This window comes from Methylocystis sp. IM3 (assembly GCF_038070105.1).
Classification (GTDB): domain Bacteria; phylum Pseudomonadota; class Alphaproteobacteria; order Rhizobiales; family Beijerinckiaceae; genus Methylocystis.
On sequence record NZ_JBBPBZ010000002.1, the window covers coordinates 1,117,488 to 1,138,140 of the forward strand.

23 protein-coding genes are annotated in these 20,653 nt (G+C 67.2%); 10 read left to right on the forward strand and 13 right to left on the reverse strand.

The annotated features are described in order from the left end of the window. Nucleotides 1-69: 69 nt before the first annotated feature. Together WOC76_RS07285 and WOC76_RS07290 are read left to right on the forward strand one after the other, a co-directional pair. Nucleotides 70-1,470 carry a cation diffusion facilitator family transporter gene (locus tag WOC76_RS07285; protein ID WP_341107962.1) on the forward strand — a complete coding sequence of 467 codons (1,401 nt, stop codon included), beginning with the start codon at nucleotides 70-72 and terminating at the stop codon, nucleotides 1,468-1,470. Between the two features lie 46 nt (nucleotides 1,471-1,516). Then, the gene (locus WOC76_RS07290; RefSeq protein WP_341107961.1) at nucleotides 1,517-1,777 is read left to right on the forward strand and encodes an exodeoxyribonuclease VII small subunit; all 261 of its coding nucleotides are present in this window, start codon (nucleotides 1,517-1,519) and stop codon (nucleotides 1,775-1,777) included. Here WOC76_RS07290 and WOC76_RS07295 read toward each other — a convergent pair whose 3' ends face one another. The 5 genes from WOC76_RS07295 to WOC76_RS07315 form a co-directional block, all read right to left on the reverse strand. Further along, a complete protein-coding gene (locus WOC76_RS07295) occupies nucleotides 1,778-3,094 on the reverse strand; it encodes a DUF3422 family protein (RefSeq protein WP_341107959.1) in 1,317 nt (438 codons plus the stop codon). Between the two features lie 49 nt (nucleotides 3,095-3,143). After that, a complete protein-coding gene (locus WOC76_RS07300; protein ID WP_341387812.1) occupies nucleotides 3,144-4,772 on the reverse strand; it encodes an alpha-D-glucose phosphate-specific phosphoglucomutase in 1,629 nt (542 codons plus the stop codon). A gap of 108 nt (nucleotides 4,773-4,880) precedes the next feature. Then, entirely contained in the window at nucleotides 4,881-5,270 is a 390-nt protein-coding gene (locus WOC76_RS07305) for a hypothetical protein (protein WP_341107957.1), read from the reverse strand. A gap of 144 nt (nucleotides 5,271-5,414) precedes the next feature. After that, nucleotides 5,415-5,861: a cyclic nucleotide-binding domain-containing protein gene (locus WOC76_RS07310; RefSeq protein WP_341107955.1), complete on the reverse strand. Its 447-nt coding sequence runs from the start codon at nucleotides 5,859-5,861 to the stop codon at nucleotides 5,415-5,417. 69 nt (nucleotides 5,862-5,930) lie between these two features. Then, nucleotides 5,931-6,476: a winged helix-turn-helix domain-containing protein gene (locus tag WOC76_RS07315; protein WP_341107954.1), complete on the reverse strand. Its 546-nt coding sequence runs from the start codon at nucleotides 6,474-6,476 to the stop codon at nucleotides 5,931-5,933. A gap of 96 nt (nucleotides 6,477-6,572) precedes the next feature. Here WOC76_RS07315 and WOC76_RS07320 point away from each other — a divergent pair, with 96 nt between their 5' ends. Further along, nucleotides 6,573-7,103 carry a L,D-transpeptidase family protein gene (locus WOC76_RS07320; protein ID WP_341387815.1) on the forward strand — a complete coding sequence of 177 codons (531 nt, stop codon included), beginning with the start codon at nucleotides 6,573-6,575 and terminating at the stop codon, nucleotides 7,101-7,103. 9 nt (nucleotides 7,104-7,112) lie between these two features. On the opposite strand, the gene WOC76_RS07325 is transcribed toward WOC76_RS07320, so the two are convergent. Then, on the reverse strand, nucleotides 7,113-7,787 hold the full coding sequence (locus WOC76_RS07325) for a YggS family pyridoxal phosphate-dependent enzyme (RefSeq protein WP_341107950.1): 675 nt from the start codon (nucleotides 7,785-7,787) through the stop codon (nucleotides 7,113-7,115). Nucleotides 7,788-7,925: 138 nt separating this feature from the next. On the opposite strand from WOC76_RS07325, the gene WOC76_RS07330 reads away from it, so the two are divergent. From WOC76_RS07330 to holA, 4 genes are all read left to right on the forward strand, one after another. After that, a complete protein-coding gene (locus tag WOC76_RS07330; protein ID WP_341107949.1) occupies nucleotides 7,926-8,507 on the forward strand; it encodes an HdeD family acid-resistance protein in 582 nt (193 codons plus the stop codon). A 93-nt stretch (nucleotides 8,508-8,600) separates the two neighbouring features. After that, nucleotides 8,601-11,237: a leucine--tRNA ligase gene (gene leuS, locus WOC76_RS07335; RefSeq protein WP_341387818.1), complete on the forward strand. Its 2,637-nt coding sequence runs from the start codon at nucleotides 8,601-8,603 to the stop codon at nucleotides 11,235-11,237. After that, on the forward strand, nucleotides 11,224-11,835 hold the full coding sequence (locus WOC76_RS07340) for a hypothetical protein (protein ID WP_341107947.1): 612 nt from the start codon (nucleotides 11,224-11,226) through the stop codon (nucleotides 11,833-11,835). Before leuS ends, WOC76_RS07340 begins: the two co-directional genes overlap by 14 nt. 28 nt (nucleotides 11,836-11,863) lie before the next feature. Beyond that, nucleotides 11,864-12,886 carry a DNA polymerase III subunit delta gene (holA, locus tag WOC76_RS07345; protein WP_341107946.1) on the forward strand — a complete coding sequence of 341 codons (1,023 nt, stop codon included), beginning with the start codon at nucleotides 11,864-11,866 and terminating at the stop codon, nucleotides 12,884-12,886. A 91-nt stretch (nucleotides 12,887-12,977) separates the two neighbouring features. Here holA and purQ read toward each other — a convergent pair whose 3' ends face one another. From purQ to purC, 5 genes are all read right to left on the reverse strand, one after another. Next, complete coding sequence (purQ, locus tag WOC76_RS07350) at nucleotides 12,978-13,667, reverse strand: phosphoribosylformylglycinamidine synthase subunit PurQ (protein WP_341107945.1); 690 nt, start codon at nucleotides 13,665-13,667, stop codon at nucleotides 12,978-12,980. Between the two features lie 11 nt (nucleotides 13,668-13,678). Next, nucleotides 13,679-13,915 (reverse strand): phosphoribosylformylglycinamidine synthase subunit PurS, encoded by a 237-nt coding sequence (purS, locus tag WOC76_RS07355; protein ID WP_341107943.1) that lies wholly within the window; start codon nucleotides 13,913-13,915, stop codon nucleotides 13,679-13,681. Between the two features lie 74 nt (nucleotides 13,916-13,989). Beyond that, the gene (locus tag WOC76_RS07360) at nucleotides 13,990-14,433 is read right to left on the reverse strand and encodes a DUF3429 domain-containing protein (RefSeq protein ID WP_341107942.1); all 444 of its coding nucleotides are present in this window, start codon (nucleotides 14,431-14,433) and stop codon (nucleotides 13,990-13,992) included. A gap of 93 nt (nucleotides 14,434-14,526) precedes the next feature. Continuing rightward, entirely contained in the window at nucleotides 14,527-15,093 is a 567-nt protein-coding gene (locus tag WOC76_RS07365) for a Uma2 family endonuclease (RefSeq protein WP_341431348.1), read from the reverse strand. Nucleotides 15,094-15,114: 21 nt separating this feature from the next. Continuing rightward, a complete protein-coding gene (gene purC / locus WOC76_RS07370; RefSeq protein WP_341107939.1) occupies nucleotides 15,115-15,909 on the reverse strand; it encodes a phosphoribosylaminoimidazolesuccinocarboxamide synthase in 795 nt (264 codons plus the stop codon). A 344-nt stretch (nucleotides 15,910-16,253) separates the two neighbouring features. Here purC and WOC76_RS07375 point away from each other — a divergent pair, with 344 nt between their 5' ends. Both WOC76_RS07375 and WOC76_RS07380 read left to right on the forward strand, forming a co-directional pair. Further along, nucleotides 16,254-16,577 carry a DUF1476 domain-containing protein gene (locus WOC76_RS07375; RefSeq protein ID WP_341107938.1) on the forward strand — a complete coding sequence of 108 codons (324 nt, stop codon included), beginning with the start codon at nucleotides 16,254-16,256 and terminating at the stop codon, nucleotides 16,575-16,577. Between the two features lie 66 nt (nucleotides 16,578-16,643). Continuing rightward, nucleotides 16,644-17,636 carry a tyrosine recombinase XerC gene (locus WOC76_RS07380; RefSeq protein ID WP_341107936.1) on the forward strand — a complete coding sequence of 331 codons (993 nt, stop codon included), beginning with the start codon at nucleotides 16,644-16,646 and terminating at the stop codon, nucleotides 17,634-17,636. On the opposite strand, the gene ribB is transcribed toward WOC76_RS07380, so the two are convergent. Further along, a complete protein-coding gene (gene ribB, locus WOC76_RS07385; protein ID WP_341107933.1) occupies nucleotides 17,637-18,719 on the reverse strand; it encodes a 3,4-dihydroxy-2-butanone-4-phosphate synthase in 1,083 nt (360 codons plus the stop codon). Between the two features lie 126 nt (nucleotides 18,720-18,845). Between ribB and WOC76_RS07390 the strand changes: the two genes are divergently transcribed. Further along, complete coding sequence (locus WOC76_RS07390; protein ID WP_341107930.1) at nucleotides 18,846-19,592, forward strand: phosphodiester glycosidase family protein; 747 nt, start codon at nucleotides 18,846-18,848, stop codon at nucleotides 19,590-19,592. Nucleotides 19,593-19,598: 6 nt separating this feature from the next. Here WOC76_RS07390 and WOC76_RS07395 read toward each other — a convergent pair whose 3' ends face one another. After that, nucleotides 19,599-20,564 carry a histone deacetylase family protein gene (locus tag WOC76_RS07395; protein WP_341108825.1) on the reverse strand — a complete coding sequence of 322 codons (966 nt, stop codon included), beginning with the start codon at nucleotides 20,562-20,564 and terminating at the stop codon, nucleotides 19,599-19,601. Nucleotides 20,565-20,653 lie beyond the last annotated feature (89 nt).

A 20,653-nucleotide genomic window follows, 5' to 3' on the forward strand; every position in this document is an offset into this window, starting at 1 on the left:
CCGTTTGCCGCCGGGCGGCGGTCTTGCTAGGCAGCGCCCCGTCGACCTTTGCGCCTATAGAGGGCCAGCATGACCGAAACCAGAGCGCTCGACGCCGCCGGAGCCAGCCGCAAGCTCGCCGCCGCCCGCGCCTCCATCGCCGCCAGCGCCCTCCTGGCGGCCGCCAAGCTCGCGGCGGGCCTATGGTCGGGGTCGCTCGCGCTCCTCTCCGAGGCGGGCCACGGCTTCGTCGACACCGGCGCGACGGCCCTCACTTATTACGCCGTGCGCGAGGCCGAGAAGCCGGCAGACGCCGAACATCACTATGGCCATGGAAAATATGAGGCGCTCGCCGCGCTTGTCGAGACCGGTCTCCTCTTCGGCCTGGCGCTGATCGTCGTGGGCGAGGCCATCCGACGGCTTGGCGAGCCTCATGTGGAAATTCTGGCCGGCTGGCCGGCCTATGGCGTGCTCCTGGTTTCCATCCTCGTCGATTTCGTCCGCTCCCGGCAGCTCGCCGCCATTGCAAAGGAGGAGCGCAGCGACGCGCTCGCCGCCGACGCGATCCATTTCGCCAGCGATCTCGTCTCCTCGATCCTCGCACTGATCGGGGTGACCGCGGCGCATTACGGTTTTCCTCAAGGGGATGCGCTCGCCTCCTTCGGCGTCGCGGCCTTCATCGCGGTCGCCGGCTATCGCCTCGGCCGGCGCACCATCGACACGCTGCTCGACGCCGCCCCGCGCGACCTCACGCCGCAGATCGAGCGGGCGATTCTCGACGTGCCCGGCGTGATGGCGCTCGACACGCTGCGGCTGCGCAGCGCCGGCGCGGAGGTGATCGGCGAGGCGACGATCGCCGTCGCCCGCACGCTGCGGGTGGAGCAGGCCGCGCGGATCAAGGCGGCGGTTTCCGACGCCATCCTCGCGGTCGCGCCCCATGCCCGCATCACCGTGACGGCCGATGCGCTGGCGCTCGACGACGAGACGGTCGTGGAGCGCATCATGCTCGTCGCGGCGCGCCGCCACTTGATGGCGCATCACGTCATCGCCCAGCAGATCGGCGAGCGGCTCGCCATCGGCCTCGACATCGAACTCGACGGCGCCATGCCCATCGGCCGCGCCCACGCCATCGCCACGGATTTCGAAAGCGCCATCCGCGACGAGTTCGGCGCGGACGTCGAAATCGAGACCCATATCGAGCCGCTCGCGCCCCATGTCCTCATCGGGCGCGACCTCGCCTCGCCGCTCGCCGGAGACATTGCGGCGGCCCTCGACAGCTACAGCGGCGTCGTCGGCTACATCGCCAATATACACGACGTGCGGGTGCGGGAGACGGCCGGCGGCCTCGTGGTGAATTATCACTGCGCCGTCGATGCGGCCGTTCCGGTCGAGACCGTCCATGCCGCCGTGGACGAGCTGGAGCGCCGCGTGCGTGAGCGGTTCCCCGAAATCCTGCGCATCGTCGGCCATGCGGAGCCCGCCGATCATTGACCCCCGGCAATAGCCATTGGCGCGCGGCTGGGCTAGAAAGCCGCTTATGACGAACGAGAACGCCGCCGCCGCCGAAGACCTCTCCGCCATGCCGTTCGAGAAGGCCATGCAGGAGCTGGAGCGCATCGTCGCCGAACTGGAGAAAGGCTCCGTTTCGCTCGACGATTCCGTGCGCCTCTATGCGCGGGGCAAGGCTCTGCAGGACCGCTGCGAGAAGCTCCTTGCGGAGGCCGAGGCGCGCGTCGAGAAGATCACGCTGGGCGAGAATGGCGCGCCGAAGGGCGTCGCGCCGCTCGACGTCGAATAATCACTCGACCTGCTCTTCCTTGGCGGCGCGGGTCGAGAGGCGGCGCACGCGGGCCATGAAGGCCCATGACAGCAGGACCGCGAAAGGCACGGCGATGGAGTCGGCCATGTCCGCCGACATCGCCGCCGGAATGATCCCCGCCTCTTTCAGCCCCCTGGCGACGAAGGCGAAGAGGCCCACGAGATAATAGGCGAGGCCCGCGACCGAGATGCCCTGAACCATGCGGTTCAGCCGCATCTGCAAGCGCGTGCGGCGCACCATGTCGTCGAGCAGCGCGCCGTTCTGGCGCTCCATGTCGAGCGTGATGCCCGTGCGCATGAGATTGGTGGTGCGCGCCACGTCGGTCGAGAAGCGGGTCTGCCGCGCCTCCACGGCGTTGCAGGTCTCGATCGCCGGATCGAGGCGGGCGCTCAGGAAATTGGAGACGGTGGGATATTGCCCCTCCTTCGTCTCCTGCAGGAGATCGAGCCGGTTCTTCACCAGCGCGTGATAGGCGCGGCTTGCGCCGAAGCGGAAGGCGGCGCGCGTCGCGAGGGCCTCATTGGCGGCGAGCAGATCGGAGAGCCGCTTGAGCAAATGATGATTGCCTTGCGAATCCTGCGCCCCCCGGAGGGCGTGGGTGATGTCGGAAAGCTCCTCTTCCATCCGCGCGAGATCGGGCGAAATGGCGCGGGCGAGCGGCAGGCCAAGCAGCGCCATGGTGCGGTAGGTCTCGACTTCCAGAAGCCGCTGCGCGAAGCGCCCCGCCTCCATCGGCGGCGCATGCAGTAGCCGGATCGCCATGCGGGTGAAGCCCTGCGCGTCGAGGGCGAAATCGGCGAAGGCATGAGCCGCCTCCTTGCCGAGCCCGATGACGCACAGGCTTTGCGAATTGAAAAGCGCGGCAATCTCCTCGAGCGGGATCTCTCGGTCGACGACGCAAAGATGCGTCGCGACGATGAGGCGCCCCGGCGGGCGGAAGGAAATCTCGCCTGCCGCTGCCGGATCGGGATGGCTGAAGGGCGTCGCCGCCTCCTCTCCGGTCGCCCAGGTGTAGGTCGTGAATTCCGTATGCTGCTCCCAGCGCAGACGCCAGTCGCCAAAGGCGAAGTAGTGGAATTTGGCGTCGGGCGCCGGCGGCTCCTCTCCATGAGCCGACGCGAGCCGCCCGAGGGCGGCGCGATCGGCGTCCGCCTCCTCGTGACTCGTGGCGAAGGCGAAGTGATAGATGCGCCGGGGAACCTCGAGCGGCAGAAAGGGCCGGGCATGAAGCTCGGCGAGAATCGCCGCGCGCGATTCGTGCTCGACCCACTGCGTGACGGCTGCCGCTTCGTTCATCTTCGCCCCCTGTGGCCGCTCTTATAGACCACGGGAGGCGAGGCGTGAATCAGGTGATCACGCTCGGCGCCGCGCGGCCGGTGTATCGCTCGATGTCCGCCAGTTCGCGCGAGAGCGAGACGAGATCGCCGAGCGCCTGCTGGGTCTCCACGAGCTGCTTCGCCGGATCGGGCTCGTAGCGTTCGATATAGACGCGCAGCGTCGCGCCTGCCGTGCCGGTGCCGGAGAGGCGATAGACGATGCGCGAGCCATCCGCAAACATCACGCGCAGGCCCTGATGGCGCGAATCGGACCCGTCGACCGGGTCGTGATAGGCGAAATCGTCGGCGTCCTGCACGGCGAGCGCGCCGAAGCTTTTTCCCCTCAACGCCGGCAATTTGTCGCGCAGCGCCGCGATCAGCCCATGGGCGCCGTCGCTGTCGACCTCCTCGTAATCGTGTCGCGAATAATAATTGCGGCCATAGATCGCCCAATGCTCGCGCACGATCTCGTCCACGCTCTGTTTGCGCGCGGCGAGAATATCGAGCCACAGCAGCACGGCCCAGAGGCCATCCTTCTCGCGCACATGGTTCGAGCCGGTGCCGGCGCTTTCCTCGCCGCAGATGGTGACGAGGCCGGCGTCGAGGAGATTGCCGAAGAATTTCCAGCCGGTCGGCGTCTCGTAACTGGCGACGCCCAGCTTTTCCGCCACGCGATCCGCCGCGCCGCTCGTCGGCATGGAGCGGGCGACGCCCGCGATGCCGTTCCGGTAGCCCGGCGCGAGATGGGCGTTGGCGGCGAGAATGGCGAGACTGTCGGAAGGGGTGACGAAGCGCCCGCGCCCGATGATGAGATTGCGGTCGCCGTCGCCGTCCGACGCCGCGCAGAGGTCAGGCGCGGCGGCCGACATGGCGAGATCGTAGAGATGTTTGGCGTGCACGAGATTGGGGTCGGGGTGATGGCCGCCGAAATCGGGCAGAGGCTCGCCGTTGATGACGCTGCCCGGCGCCGCGCCGAGCATGTCTTCCAGTATCCTCTTCGCATAGGGGCCCGTCACCGCCGACATGGCGTCGAACTGCATGGTGAAACCGCTGCGGAAGGCCTCTCTTATACGGTCGAAGTCGAAGAGCGTCCGCATCAGGGCGGCGTAGTTTTCGACGCTGTCGACGATCTCGACCCGCATCCCGCCCAGCTGCGTCGTCCCGAGACCGTCGATGTCGACGTCCGCCGCTTCGACGATCTTGAAGGACGAAATCGTCCTGGTGCGTTCGTAAATAGCGTCCGTGACCTTCTCCGGCGCCGGACCGCCATTGGCGATGTTGTATTTGATGCCGAAGTCCCCATCGGGGCCCCCCGGATTGTGGCTCGCCGAGAGAACCACCCCGCCAAAGGCTTTCAGCGTGCGGATGAGCGCCGAAACGGCGGGCGTCGACAATATGCCGCCCCTGCCGACCACGGCGCGGCCGAAGCCATTGGCCGCCGCGATCTTCAAAATTTTCTGGATGGCTTCGCGATTATAGTAGCGGCCGTCGCCGCCGACGACGAGCGTTTCTCCCGCAAAGCCCGTAAGCGAGTCGAAGATCGCTTGCACGAAATTCTCAAGGTAATGGCGCTGCTGGAAGACGGGAACCTTCTTGCGCAGGCCCGAGGTGCCGGGGCGCTGGTCCGCATAGGGGGTCGTGGCGATTTCCTTGATCATTCCTGCCTCTGCGCGCCTTTCGAGCCAATTTGTCTATTTATGGAGTCGGTCGGATAAAAAAACGGCGGCGCCTTGTCGCGCCGCCGAACGTCTTTCTGGCGGAGAGCCTCACCAGCCCCAGTAGGGGTAGCTGTAATAATCGTAACCGTAATACGGATAATATCCGTAATCGTAATAAGGGTAGTAGCCGCCATAGTAATAGCCGCTGTTCGCCGCCGCGAGGCCAGCCCCGAGCAGTCCGAGGCCGACGCCAGCGACGATCGCCGCGCCCGGATTATAGCGGCGGTAATAGCCGCCATAATAGCCGCCGCGGTAATAGGGGCGATAGCCATAGCCGCCCCAGCGGCGGTACCCGACCTTGTCGATCGGGGCGGAGAGTCCGACCGTTGACGGCGCGGCCACGGCCATCGGGCCGGCGAAAGCTTCCGTCGGGGCGGACGTCGCCGCCATGGCGCCGAGAAGCGCGCCGGAAAGCGCCAGCTTAAGGCTTTTACGCATGAACAATACCTCCCGTTGGCGGGTGCGGTCGACGCGGCGCGCCTTGCCCGCCGAGCCAACGCAACGACAACCAAAATCTAGACCGGAATCCTCCCGAGTCGAGTGGCATTTCTGTGTCATTTTGGCGCGTAGCGTAAACACGCCTCAGTCTCGCGCCTCGTAGCCGGAGGCGGCATGGCGCGTGAAATCGACGAGCCGTTCGCGGAAAAAATCGCGCACCCTTGCGGCGGTCAGCGGATATTGCTCCAGAACCTGAAGAAAAAGCGCGCGGCGGATTCTCAAAACGGTACTCGGCTCCAGCGCCCGCGCGCCGACGGGGCGCAGGGACGGGGCGACGAGCGCCATTTCCCCGATCAGCGCCCATGGCCGCAACACATGGGCCGGCAGTTGGGCGTCCCGCGTCGTCAGACCGATCGAGCCCAGCATCAGAATGAAGCCGCCATCCGACTCGTCGCCGCGCTGAAACAGCGGATCGCCCGAGCGCAGCAGGCGCGTCTCGCCCGCGAAAGCGAGCCTCTGCAAGGCGCTGACCTCGAAGATCGCGAAGAGCGGAATGCGCCTGAGATTGTCAATTTCGTCGTCGAGAGTCATTTCGTTCTTCAAGCGCCGATTCGGTCGTATTTTTGCGGCCGGCGGCGATAGAACGCAAAGGTTTTTTAACTATTCGCGCGTGTTTGCGAGGCGGTAGCCTCCGTCTTCTGTCAACAACTTCCGTGGGCGCGAGGGCGTTTTCTCGATCTTGCGCCGCAGGCGATGGATGTGGGTCTCGAGCGTTCGCGTCGTGACATTCGGGCCATAGCCCCACACGTCCGCGAGCAGCGTCTCCTTGGAGATAACGGCGCCGCACGCCTGTGCGAGCCGTGCGAGGATCGCCGCCTCTTTTTCAGTGAGACGAACGCCGAAATCCGCGCTAGTGCGGCCGCTTCGGGGTCCCGCGGCGAGGCTGGCCGCAAGATCGGCGAAGCGGAAGGGGCGCGTCAGACTGGCGTCGGCGTCATCGGAAGCCGCGCCGATCATGACGATAGGGCCCATGAAGCCCTGCGCGCGCAAGCTGCGCGCCACGGCGGGAGCGTCGCAGAAATCGACGTCGAGAAGCGCGGCCGCCGCATGGCGGGCGTCCGGCTCAATGGTCAAATCGCGGGCGACGTCGAACGCACGGGGCTCATAGCCGCAAAGCGAACCGATGTGCTCGCCGAGGCTCGCCACGAGCTGAGGGCTCCCGGCAACGAATAATTTTCGGCTCATCGACCAGGGCGATCTCTGCTAAGAGGGCGAGAAACCAGTTTCGGACGATCTTCGCCGATGGGCTACCGACATTCAACACGGCTGACCACCCTGCGCGTCGCCCGGCGAATCGGCGGCGCGCCGCATGAAGCGCGCATGATCGCGGGGCCTGTCGTCATTCCTTGCGCCATCGGCCGCGCCGGAGTCTCGCATGACAAACGCGAGGGCGACGGCGCGACGCCCGCCGGGCGCTGGCGGCTGTCCTCATTCTATTTGCGCCGCGCCGCTCCCACGCCTCGCCCCTGGCGGCCGATCCGCCGCGACGATGTCTGGTGCGACGATCCGCGCTCCTTTCTTTACAATCGAAAGACGCGCGCGCCCTTGCGGCTCAGCCACGAAGCGATGTGGCGCGACGACACGCTCTACGATGTCGTCGGCGTCTTGGACTACAACGTCCTCCCCCGCACGCGCGGTCGCGGCAGCGCGATCTTCTTTCACATCGCGACGGCGGACCTCGGCCCGACGGCGGGTTGCGTGGCGCTGCGGGCGCGGGACATGGCGCGGCTGCTGCCAAGGCTCGCGCGCAACGTCGCCATCGCGGTCCGCTGATGCGGGGGCTCAACCCGCCGAATAGTCGCGCGCGCCCATGATCGCGGAGCCGATCCGCACATAGGTCGCGCCAAGCTGAATCGCGAGCTCGAAATCCGAGCTCATGCCCATGGAGAGCTCCTTCAGCCCGTTGCGCGCGGCGATGTCGGCGAGGAGCGCGAAATGCGGCGACGCCTGCTCCTCGACCGGCGGCACGCACATCAGGCCGGAAATCTCGAGCCCATATGTCTCGCGGCAGAGGGCGATGAAGGCGTCGGCCTCCTGTGGAAGCACGCCCGCCTTCTGGGGCTCGGCCCCGGTGTTGACCTGCACGAAGAGGCGCGGGCGCTTGCCCTGCTTCTTCATTTCATCCGCGAGCGCGGCGGCGATCTTCTCGCGGTCGACGCTCTGGATCACGTCGAAGGTCTCGACCGCCTCGCGGGTCTTGTTCGACTGGAGCGGGCCGATCAGGTGGAGCTCGACCCCGTCGAATTGCGCGCGAAGCTCAGGCCATTTGCCCATGGCCTCCTGAACGCGGTTTTCGCCGAAGACGCGATGGCCAGCCTCCAGCAGCGGAAGAATGTCCTCCGCCGGAAAGGTCTTGGTCACGCAGACGAGCGTGACGCTCGCGGGGTCGCGTCCGCAGTCTTCAGCGGCGCGGCGAATGGCGGCTCTGGCGCCTTCGAGGCGGTCGATGATGGTCATATGCGCTGGTTAAGGCGCTCGGGCCGAGAGGGCAAGCTGGAAGGTCTCTGCGCGCGGGAACCGATTCGAGCGGCGGCCGTTTGCTTGTTTGCAATTTTCGCCGCCCCGTTGCGGGGCTGCGCGGCGGAAGGTCTGACCATGGCGAGCGACGCGTTCACCACCCATCCCCCGGCGCTGGCGACAGCCCATTTCAACCGCAAATGGGGCTGGTTTGTCGCGCTCGGCGCGCTTTTCATCCTTGGCGGCGCCGTCGCCCTCTTCAACGTCTTCGCCGCCACCATCGTGGCCATCGTCTATATCGCCGCGGCCATGGTGGTGGCGGGCGGCTGGCAGATCGTCACGGCCTCTCAAATTCGCCCCTGGGGACGGGCGGCGCTCCTCGGCGTCATCGGGACGCTGACCCTCCTCGCGGGCGTCGCGGCCGCGCGCTTCCCCGTCTTCGCCGCCGCCTCCTTCACGGCGCTGGTCGGGGTGCTGCTCGTCGCCTGCGGCGCCATGAAGCTCGTGCTCGCCTACCACTTGCGCCATCTGGCGCGCTTCGAGCTGCTCGCCGCCGCGGGCGGGCTGAGCCTGCTTCTGGGCGTGCTGATTCTCGCCGAATGGCCGACCTCGGGGCTCTATGTGCTGGGCCTGTTCCTGGGCGTGAATCTGCTTTTCGAAGGGATCGGCTGGGTCGCCATGGGGCTCGCAGCGAAGCCGGAGGAGCGGCGGGCCTCCTAGCGCAGGCGGGCGGCGCTCTCCCTTTGACATCCCCCCTTCTGACCGGCATTTAGGAGCGCAAATCCCGACGCTTTGACCGGACAGCCGCCCAGCATGAGACCCGACCGATACAATTTCGCCGAATCCGAGCCGAAATGGCAGAAGGTCTGGGAGGAGGGCCAAGTCTTCGAGGCCGGGGCCAAGCCCGATGCGCCCAAATATTACGTGCTGGAGATGTTCCCCTATCCATCGGGACGCCTCCACATGGGCCATGTGCGCAATTACTCGATGGGCGACGTCATCGCCCGCTTCATGCGGGCCAAGGGCTTCGACGTGCTGCATCCCATGGGCTGGGACGCCTTCGGCCTGCCGGCGGAGAACGCCGCGGCGCAGACCGGCGCGCATCCCGCGAAATGGACCTACGCCAATATCGCCGCCATGCGCGCCCAGCTCAAGACGCTCGGCCTGTCGCTCGACTGGTCGCGCGAGATCGCGACCTGCGACCCGGAATATTACGGGCGCCAGCAGAAGCTTTTTCTCGATTTCCTGAAGGCGGGGATCGTCGATCGCAAGAAATCCAAGGTGAACTGGGATCCTGTCGACATGACCGTGCTCGCCAATGAGCAGGTGATCGACGGACGCGGCTGGCGCTCGGGCGCGCTCGTCGAGCAGCGCGAACTGACCCAGTGGTTTTTCAAGATCACGAGCTATTCCGCCGAGCTTCTCGAGGCGCTCGATACGCTCGACCGCTGGCCCGAGAAGGTGCGCCTCATGCAGCGCAACTGGATCGGCCGCTCCGAGGGCATGCTGGTGCGCTTCGCGCTGGCCCGGCCCCTGGACGACGCGCAGGAGGTCGAGGTCTTCACCACCCGCGCCGACACGCTCTTTGGCGCGAAATTCGTCGCGCTCGCCGCCGATCATCCGCTCGCCAGGGCGGCGGCCGGGAAAAATCCGGCGCTCGCCGCCTTTTGCGAGGAATGCCGGCGCGGCGGCACCTCGGCGGAAGCAATCGAAACGGCCGAGAAGCAGGGCTTCGACACCGGGCTGCGGGTCGTCCATCCTTTCGATCCGAACTGGACGCTTCCCGTCTATGTCGCGAATTTCATTTTGATGGATTACGGCACGGGCGCGATCTTCGGCTGCCCGGCGCATGACCAGCGCGACCTCGATTTCGCCACCAAATACGGGCTCGGCTTCAAGGTCGTGGTCTGCCCCGAGGGCGAGGACGCCGCGGCGCTGGAAAAGAAGATTTCGGAGAGCGGCGAAGCCTTCGACGGCGACGGCAGGCTCGTGAACTCGGACTTCCTGAGCGGCTTCACGGTTCCCGAGGCCAAGGAGCATGTCGCCAACAGGCTCGAGACGACGGCGCTCTTCAACGCCCCGCAGGGCGTGCGCAAGGTGAATTACAAGCTCCGCGACTGGGGCGTGTCGCGCCAACGCTATTGGGGCTCCCCGATCCCCATCATCCATTGCGAGACCTGCGGTCCCGTGCCGGTTCCCGACGCCGATCTGCCGGTGCGGCTCCCCGAGGACGTGACCTTCGACCAGCCGGGCAATCCGCTCGACCGCCACCCCAGCTGGAAGAACGTCCCCTGTCCCTCCTGCGGCAAGCCGGCCCGCCGCGAGACCGACACGATGGACACTTTCGTCGATTCGTCCTGGTATTACGCGCGCTTCACCGACCCGCACAATGACAAGGAGCCGGCCTCGCCGGAGGCGCTCGCGCGCTGGCTGCCGGTCGATCAATATATCGGCGGCATCGAGCACGCGATTCTGCATCTCCTGTATTCGCGCTTCTTCGCGCGCGCCATGCGCGACTCCGGCCATAGCGCCGCGCCGGAGCCCTTCGCGGGGCTCTTCACCCAGGGCATGGTCGTCCATGAGACCTATAAGGGTCCCGCCGGCTGGGTCTCTCCCGCCGCCATCCGCATCGAAACAAGCGAGGGCGGCAAGCGCCGCGCCTTCCTGATCGACGGCGGCGCCGAGGTCGAGATCGGCCCGATCGAGAAAATGTCGAAGTCCAAGAAGAACACCGTGGACCCCGACGACATCGTCGCGGCCTATGGCGCCGACACCGCGCGGCTCTTCGTCCTCTCCGACAGCCCGCCCGACCGCGACGTGATCTGGTCAGACGAGGGCGCGCAGGGCGCCTGGCGCTTCGTGCAGCGCCTGTGGCGCATCACGGGCGAACTCGGCCGCGTCGCCGCGCCCGCCGGGGCCGCCGCGCCCGCCGAGATGGGCGACGATGCGCTGAAACTGCGCAAGGCCACGCACAAGACGGTCGCGCAGGTGAGCGAAAATATCGAGCGGCTGCGCTTCAACAGCGCCATCGCTCGCATTCGCGAATTCGTCAACGAGCTGACGGCGGCGCTCGACGCCGTGACCGAAACGCCCGTCGGCGCCGACGCCGCTTTCGCCTTCCGCGAGGCGGCGGACGCGCTCATCCGCCTCGTCGCGCCGATGACGCCCCACGTCGCGGAGGAGTGCTGGACCGATCTTGGCCATAAAGGGCTGGTATCGGAAGCGTCCTGGCCGGTCGCCGATCCGGCGCTGGTGGCCCAGGAGACGATGACCCTGCCTGTGCAGGTCAACGGCAAGAAGCGCGCCGAGATCATCGTCGCGCATGACGCCGACGAGGAAACGATTCGCAAAGAGGCGCTGGCGCAGGATGGGGTCATCCGCGCCATGGAAGGCAAGCCGCTCAGGAAATTCATTCTCGTGCCGAAGAGGATCGTCAATGTGGTCGTGTGACAAGGCGCAGATCAACGCCGACGCCGGCCCTCGCCCGGAAGCGCGCCCGAAAGGCGCCGCCCGCGGGATGAGGACGCTCCTCGCTTTTCTCGCCTTCGGCGCCGCGGTTCCGCTCGCGGGCTGCATTCAGCCGCTTTACGGCGCCAATGGCGCCTTCGACGCCTCGCCGCTGGCCTCCGAACTCCAGGCCATCGAGGTCGACGAAATTCCCGGCCGCATCGGGCATTATCTGCGCAACGACCTGATTTACGGATTCAATGGCACGGGCTCGGCGGTGGCGCCCCGCTATCGTCTGAGCGTCACTCTCCGCGAGCGCGTGCAGACGCCGATCCTCGACACGGTCACGGGCCGCGCCACCTCCGCGACTGTCATCGTCGACGCCGATTACAAGCTCGTCACCTGGCCGCAGAATGTGGTGGTGACACAGGGCACGGCCTTCAACATCGCAAGCTACGACCGCTTCTCGAACCGCTTCTCCAACGTCCGCGCCGCGCGCGACGCCGAAATCCGGGACGCGAAGGTGATCGCCGAATCGATCCGCACGCGCATAGCGACGGAAATGGCCATGCGGGAGCCCGCGCCCACCCTCGTTCGCTGACGCAGGAGGGGACAGGGAAGGGGGCTAGATGGTCGCCGTCTCCAACCGCGACGCGGAACGCTTCGTCGCGTCGCCGCCCGAAAGCGTCTTTCTCTTCCTCGTCCATGGCTCCGACGCCGGAATGGTGCGCGAGCGGGCGCAGGCCATCATCGGGAAGCGCGTCGACGACCGGCGCGATCCGTTCCAGTTCGTCGAACTTTCAGGCGACGCCGTTTCGGCCGATCCGCTGACCCTTCTCGACGAGGCCAACACCACGCCGCTTTTCGGCGGCCGCCGCGCGATCCTCGTGGAGACGGGGACGAAATCCGTCATTCCCGCGATTACGTCGCTCATCGCCGCGCCGCCGGCCGCCTGCACGGTGGTGCTCACCGCCGGCGCGCTGAAGAAGGACGCGCCGCTGCGCAAGCTCGTCGAGGGCGCCAAGCAAGGCGCCGGCGTCGAATGCCTGCCGGATACCGAGCAGGACATTCATGCGCTGGTTGACCGCACCCTGCGGGAGGCCAATCTCGTGGCGACGCCCGAGGCCCGCGCGCTGCTCCTCGCCGCGCTCGGCGAAGACCGGCTGATGAGTCGCGCCGAGCTGGCAAAGCTGGTCCTCTACATGCATGGCCGCGAGCATGTCGAAGCGGCCGATGTCGAGGCGATCGTCGCCCACGCCTCCAGCATCGCCAGCGACCGCGTTGTGGCGGCGGCTTTTGCCGGGCGCGCGGCCGAGACGCTCGACGCCTATTTCGCGCAGGGCGGCGACGCCGGCAGCCTGCTTTTCGGCGCCCTGCGCTACGCCGTGGCCCTGCATCGCGCCCGGCTCGCCATGGAGCGCGAGGGCGGGCGCCCGGACGCGGGTGTGAACATGCTCTATCGCTCGGGCTTCGGTTTCATGCACCGCGCCTTGATGGAGGAGCAGCTGAAGAGCTGGACCTCGGCGCGTCTCGCGGCCTTGATCGAGCCGCTGCGCGAGGCGCAGACGCGCGCCCGCGCCAATGCGAATATCGCGCCGATGGAGGCCGAGCGGGCGCTCTGGCGTGTGGCGAAGGCTGTCGGGCGGCGTTGATGGATGGCGGGAGGCGGCCTTCACCCTTAACCCCTCCCCGCAAGGAGGAGGGGGACAGATCGTCCTTGTGGGGACGGCAAGGATTGGGTGCTTACGCCGCGCTGCCGAGGCTCTCGAACAGCGCCCGGCCGTCGATCCCGCCGACAAGCGGATCGATGAGATTCTCGGGATGCGGCATCAGGCCGAGCACATTGCGCTTTTCGGAATAGATCCCCGCGATGTCGTTGCGGGAGCCATTGGGATTGGCGTCGCCGCCGACACGGCCGCTCGCGTCGCAATAGCGGAAGGCGACGAGACCCTCGCCCTCGATGCGCTCGATCGTCGCATCGTCAGCTTCGTAATTGCCTTCGCCATGGGCGATGCAGACCTCGATCGCCTGGCCCTTGGCGTATTGGCGGGTAAAGGCCGTGTCGTTCCGCTCCACGCGCAGATGCTGCATCTTGCAGACGAAGCGCAGATTGGCGTTGCGCATCAGCACGCCGGGCAGAAGGCCGCTCTCGCAAAGGATCTGGAAGCCGTTGCAGACGCCCAGCACGAGGCCGCCGCGTGCGGCGTGCGCCCGCACGGCGTCCATGATCGCGGCCCGGCCCGCGATGGCCCCGCAACGCAGATAGTCGCCATAGGAGAAGCCGCCCGGCAGGACGACGAGATCGGTCCCCGCCGGCAGGTCATGGTCCGCGTGCCAGAGCATGGCGGGCTTCTGCCCGGTCGCCTGCTCGAGCGCGCGCGCCATGTCGCCTTCGCGATTGGAGCCGGGGAAGACGATGACGGCCGCTTTCATGGAGGCGCTCTCTAGAGTTCGATCCGGTAGTTTTCGATCACCGTATTGGCGAGCAGCTTTTCGCAGGCGGCGGTGAGCTGCGCCTTCGCGGCCGCCGCATCGGCGCCCGTCACTTCGATGTCGAAAACCTTGCCCTGGCGCACGCTCTCGACGCCCTCGACGCCGAGCGACTTCAGCGCGCCCTCGATCGCCTTGCCTTGCGGATCGAGGACGCCGTTCTTCAGGGTGACGACGACACGTGCTTTCATGGGCCTTGGGTTCCGTGTGAAATCCGCCACACGGTTAACGGCCCGGCGCGTAAAGGGCAAGCGCCGATGCGGCGTCAGAACGATTGCGAGGCCGCCCCTACGACGAGACAGGAGACCACGATCGCCGTCAGCGGGCGCCGAAGCTGGGGATACCATTGCGGCGCGCGCCCGGCCCGCGTCTCCGCGAGGTCGTAAAAGAGCAGGCCGGCGAAGCCCGCCGCGAGCAGGACGAGGCCGGAAACGCCGCCGACGAGCAGGGCCGGAAGGGCGAGCAGCGACGGCGCCACGCTGCGGCCGAGCGCGCCGAGACTCGGGTCGTCACGCTGCATGGCCGCGCCCCAATGCACCCCGCCCATGAAGGACAGGATGATGGCCCCATAGCCGAGCAGCAGCGTCAGGCCGAAGGGGCGGAGCGCGCCGGCGAGGGGAACCGAGGCGAGGGCGCCGGCGACGAAGGGAAGCGCGCCCGCATAGCCAAGCCATTTCGCGGCCGGGGGGAGAATGTCTTTTGCGCTCATCCGAACCTCCTGTGAGAGATTGAGGGTGAGCCGGCCGGCCAGACGCGGCAAGGCGCGGGGCGGCCATTGATCGCGCGAGATTCGCCACGCAGGCTAAAGAAGGCCGGTGTCCCGGTAGATGTCGCGCAGAGCCAGCCGGGCGCCGATCAGCGGCAGGTCCAGCTCGGCGTCGACGGTCTCGAAGCGGCGCTCCGCAAAGCCGTTCCGGCGGTCATAGGAAACGACCTCGACCGCGTCCTGCGCGACGACGACATATTGCGACAGGGTCGGCAGCGCGGCGTAAGCCTTGCGCTTCCAGCGCAGGTCCCGATTCGCGGTCGATGGCGAAAGGATCTCGAACGCAATCAAGGGATCATCACATTCGGTGACCATCAGCCCGTCGTTCGGGCGAACCAGCACGTCCGGCACAGGGACGCTGATTTCGGAGACGCGCACTCCCAGCCCGGGCACGGCTGCCCATGCGGCGCCTCTCCCGAAGGCTGCTCTGTCGAGCAAAACGATGAGGTTGCGCGCAATAAGTTGGTGCAGAAAACTCGCCGAAGCGTTCAAGATCGGCTCCCCCTCGATCAGCTCCCACTTTTCTTCGTCCGGGCGCGTGGCCGTGAACGCGAAGAATTCCTTCGCGTTCATCGGGCGAGGGTCCTGAAAGGGGACGCCCATCGGCTCCTCCTGTCGTCGCTCCTATTGAACCAGCTTCGGCGCGCCGACGCGAACGGATTCGCCTTCCTGCATGATGCCGAGGCGGCGGGCGACCTCCGTATAGGCCTCGACGAGCCCGCCGAGGTCGCGGCGGAAGCGGTCCTTGTCGAGCTTGTCGTTCGACTTGATGTCCCACAGGCGGCAGCTGTCGGGGGAAATCTCGTCGGCGACCACGATGCGCATCATGTCGCCTTCCCACAGGCGGCCGCATTCCATCTTGAAGTCGACGAGACGGATGCCGACGCCCAGAAACAGACCGGAGAGGAAGTCATTGACGCGAATGGCGAGCGCCATGATGTCGTCGATCTCCTGCGGCGTCGCCCAGCCGAAGGCCGTGATGTGCTCTTCCGAGACCATCGGGTCGTCGAGCGCGTCGTTCTTGTAATAGAACTCGATGATCGAGCGCGGCAGCTGGGTGCCTTCCTCGAGGCCGAGCCGCTTGGCGAGCGAGCCGGCCGCGACATTGCGGACCACGACCTCGAGCGGAATGATCTCCACCTCGCGAATGAGCTGCTCGCGCATGTTGAGGCGGCGGATGAAATGCGTCGGCACCCCGATATTGTTGAGATGCTGGAAGATGTATTCCGAGATGCGGTTGTTCAGGACGCCCTTGCCGTCGATCACCTCGTGCTTCTTGGCGTTGAAGGCCGTGGCGTCGTCCTTGAAATGCTGAATCAATGTGCCAGGCTCCGGCCCCTCGTAAAGGACCTTGGCCTTGCCTTCATATATACGGCGACGGCGGTTCATAGGGTTCAACCGGGGCTCGAGAAAATCCATGCGGTCAGCCGCGGCTCCCTGACATGATCCCCGCCGCGTCCGGAGTCGCGAGGCGGGGTCCAGGCGACCGACCACAACAGGCGCGGTCCTAACGTCTTTGGGGGCCAGTGACAAGCCAACGCTCGTCCATGCGCGGACCGCTTCAATTTAGCCCAATCCGGAAATAGGCACAACGCGCGATTCATTCAGCTTTTTGTCGCCCGCCGCGCGCGAATGTCGCAGCCCGGCGGCTTGGCATTGGCGCCGCGGGCGAATTTCGCCTATATGCGTCCGGCGCGCGAGATGCGGCAGCGGATTCGCCCGCGGAAATTACAAAGACGAAAACAACCCGGCTGAGGATGAACATGAGCACTTTCGACCAGCGCGAGGATTCCTTCGAGAAACGCTACGTCCGTGACGAGGAGCTGAAATTCCGGGCCGAGGCGCGCCGCAACAAGCTCCTCGGTCTCTGGGCGGCCGAGAAGCTCGGCAAGTCGGGCGCCGAGGCCCAGGCCTATGCCGAGGCGCTGGTCGCGGCGGAAGTGTCCGCCGACGCCGACGAGCGCGTCGTGGCGACCGTCAAGAAAGACTTCGAGGCCGCTGGCGTCGAGCAGTCCGAGCACCAGATCCGCCGCACCATGGACGAGATGCTGGCCAAGGCCAAGGCGGAGATTCAGGCCGGCGCGTAAGGCCGGGCCACGGCTCGCAGCGCGGTCGCGGATGAATCTTAAGCTTTCTTCCGCAAGCATGCGCTCATGCGCAATGGCTTCCTTCCCTCTCCCCGGCCAGCCGGGAAGCTGCTTCCGGACGCGGCGCGCTTCAGCGCCGCGCCGCAAATCGCCGCCGAAGCTCTGCTCTGGCTCGGGGCGCTCGCAGGGGAGCGGCGCGCCTCCCGCCATACGCTCGACGGCTACGGCCGCGACGTGGCCGGCTTTCTCGCCTTTCTGACCGAGCACCTCGGCGCAAAGCCAGACGCCGCGGCCTTGATCGCCCTGCAACCCGCCGATCTGCGCGCTTTTCTCGCAAGGCGGCGCGGCGAAGGGCTGGCGAGCCGCTCTCTGCTGCGGGCGTTGGCCGCCATCCGCAACTTCCTGCGCTTTCTGGAAAAGAAGGGCCTCGCCAAAACCGACCTCTTCGGCGCGGTGCGGTCGCCCAAAAAGCCGCACAGCCTGCCCAAGGCGCTCACCGTCGCCGACGCCCGCGATCTCATCGACCCCGACAGGCGCGCCGGCGAGGCCCGCGAGCCCTGGGTTCTGGCCCGCGACGCCGCGGTTCTCGCGCTCCTCTATGGCGCCGGCCTGCGCATCTCGGAGGCGCTGTCGATCTCTCACGGCGACGCGCCGATTGGCGCCAGAGACCGCGTGACCATTCTCGGCAAGGGGGGCAAGTCGCGCACCGTTCCGGTCATCGAGCCGGTGCGGCGGTCGATCGAGGCCTATCTCGCCGCGTGTCCCTATGATCTCTCAGGCGGCCCGCTCTTCGTCGGCGCAAAGGGCGGGCCCCTGTCGCCGCGCATCGTCCAGCTCGCGATGCAGCGGTTGCGCGGCGGGCTCGGCCTCCCCGACAGCGCGACGCCCCATGCGCTGCGTCACTCCTTCGCGACCCATCTTCTGGGGCGCGGTGGGGACTTGCGCGCCATTCAGGAGCTCCTCGGCCACGCCTCGCTGTCGACGACGCAGATTTACACGGCCGTCGACCGCAAGCGCCTCCTCGACGCTTATCAATCGGCGCATCCGCGCGCGGACTGATTATTCCACAGGCTCCACGGCCGTGATCTCGATGCCGAAGCCTGACAGTCCGACAAAGGCGCGCGGCTTGGACGTCGAAGACCGCAGTCGGATCGACGACACGCCCAGATCCTTCAAGATCTGCGCGCCGAGGCCCACGTCGAACCATTGCCGCTTGCGCGTCTCCTCCGCATTCTCCGGCGCGCGGCCCACGATATTGGTGGGAACGCCCGCCGCGCCGTCGCGCAGATAGATGAGCACGCCGCGCCCCTCGCGGGCGAAGCGGGCGAGCGTCTTCTTGATGGTCGGCGCGCCGCCCATCACATCGGAGACGATGTCGGCGCGGTGCAGGCGCGTCGGCACGTCGCGGCCGTCTCCGATCGAGCCGAGCACGAAGGCGAAATGCTGCACGCTGTCGAAGGGCGTGACATAGGCGTGCCCGACGAAATCGCCGACCTCCGTCGAAACCGGGAAGGTCGAAACGCGCTCCACGAGCTTCTCGCGCGCCTGCCGGAAAGCGATCAGATCGGCGACCGAGACCAGCTTGAGATCATGGGCCTTGGCGAAGGCGGCGATTTGCTGGCCGGTCATCACCGTGCCGTCGTCATTGGCGAGTTCGCAGATCACCCCGACGGGCGGGAGGCCGGCGAGCTTGCACAGATCCACGGCGGCTTCCGTATGGCCGGAGCGCATCAAGACCCCGCCGTCGCGGGCGATGAGCGGAAACACATGGCCGGGGCGCACGAAATCTGCCGCGCCCATGTTGCCGTTGGCGAGCGCGCGCACCGTATTGCACCGCTGCTCGGCGGAGATGCCGGTGGTGAGCCCGTGCTTCACGTCGACCGAGACGGTGAAGGCGGTGCCGAGCGGCGCGTCGTTTTGCGCCACCATGGGCGCGAGATGCAGGCGGCGGGCTTCCTCGAGCGTCAGCGGCGCGCAGACGATGCCGCAGCAATGGCGGATGATGAACGCCATTTTCTCGGGCGTGCAGAGCGACGCCGCAATGACGAGATCGCCTTCGTTCTCGCGGTCGTCGTCGTCGGTGACGACGACGATCTCGCCACGCGCTATGGCCTCGATGGCCTCTGTGATGAAATGGGGCAAGCGGGTCTCCGGAAACGCCGACAGGCGCTGTCACCGCATATCTAGCCGCACGGCGCCGCCGTTTCAAATCCGCCTGGCCGGCGCCATTTTGAGCTATAGGGCTGCGGTCGTGTCGGGGAGGAAGGAATGGCGCGTCTCATCCGGTTGGCCGCGGCGCTCGCCGCCGCTCTCGTCTGCTCGACGGCCGGGGCCGCGCCGCCCTGCGCCGACAGGATCGAGGACGGGGCGTCCTATACGGTCTGCGACATGGACGCCCGAAAGGCGTCGATCCGGCTCTTCCTGCGCGATGGCGCGGGCGCGCTTTACGGCGGTTTTTCCACTCTTGCGGAGGCGCTCGCGCGCAACGGCGAGACGCTGGCCTTCGCCATGAACGCGGGCATGTATTCGCCGGATTTCACGCCCGTGGGGCTTTATGTGGAGGCTGGGCGCGTGCTCCACGCCGCCAATGCGGCGCCCGGCGAGGGCAATTTCCACATGAAGCCCAACGGCGTCTTCTGGGTCGACGGCGCGCGCGCGGGCGTGACCGAGACGCAGCGTTTTCTGAAGTCGCGGGCGCGCCCGGCCTACGCCACGCAATCCGGGCCGATGCTCGTGACCGGCGGGCGCATCAACCCGCATATCCACGAAAGCGGGACGTCCGAGAAGTTCCGCAATGGCGTCTGCGTGATCGACGGGCATGTGGCGCGTTTCGCGATCTCCAACCAGCCGGTCACCTTCCATCAATTCGCGACTCTGTTTCGCGACCGGCTCGGCTGCGCCGACGCGCTCTTTCTGGACGGGGGAACCGCCTCGGCCCTTTATGCGCCGTCGCTCGACCGTCACGATCGCTTTCATCCGATGGGGCCGATGATCGGGGTGACGGAAAGAAGATAGACGGCGTCACGCGTCCATCAGCGCGTCGACATGGGCGGCGGCGCTCGCGGCGAGATCCCTCGGCGCATAGCCGCCTTCGAGCAGCGAGACGATGCGGCTGCGGCAGCGCCGCGCGGCGATCTCCATGACGCGCAGCGTCACGTCGCGGAAGTCTTCTTCGATGAGGCGCAGGCCGCCCAGCGGATCGTGCAGATGCGCGTCGAAGCCGGCGCAGAACACGATCATGTCGGGCGCGAAAGCGTCGAGGCGCGGGAGGATGCGGGTCTTCAGCGCGTCGCGAAACGCTGCGCCCCCATCGCCCCTGGCGAGCGGCGCGTTGACGATATTGTCATGGGCGCCCGTCTCCGTGACCGCGCCCGTGCCGGGGTAAAGCGGCGATTGGTGCGTCGAGCAATAAAGGACCTTTTGCTCGTTCCAGAAGATCTCCTGCACGCCATTGCCGTGATGCACGTCGAAATCGACGATGGCGACGCGTTCAGCTCGATGCGCGTCGATGGCGTGGCGCGCGGCGATGGCGGCGTTATTGAAGAAGCAGAAGCCCATGGGCGCGTCGGCGCGAGCGTGGTGTCCGGGCGGGCGAGTCGCCGTGAAGGCGTTGCGGGCCTCCGCGCGCATCACGGCGTCGACCGCCGCGACGGCGCCGCCAGCGGCGCGCAGGGCCGCCTCGAAACTCCCCGCGCTCATCACGACATCGGCGCCGAGTTGTGCGCGGCCCTTCTTCGGCGCGAGCGCCTCCAGCCGGGCGAGATGCGCGGGAGCATGAACCCGCAGCACCGCCTCGTGCGCGGCGCTGGGGGCCTCCATGCGCAGCAGATCGGCGAAGCGGGGCGCGTCCAGCGCGGAGAAGAGCGCGCGCAGCCGCTCGGGGCTGTCCGGCCAGCCGGGGCCGGGATCATGGGCAAGGGCGGCGGGGTGGGAGACGAAGAGCGTGCCCGGCGCGGCCGCGCGGGAGGGGGAGGCGGCGAGGCTCAGGACGCCGGCGAGGGCGGCGCGGCGGGTGAGCTGGACCCCACCCCGCCCGTTGCGCGGGCGACCCTCCCCGTAAAGGGGAGGGATGGACG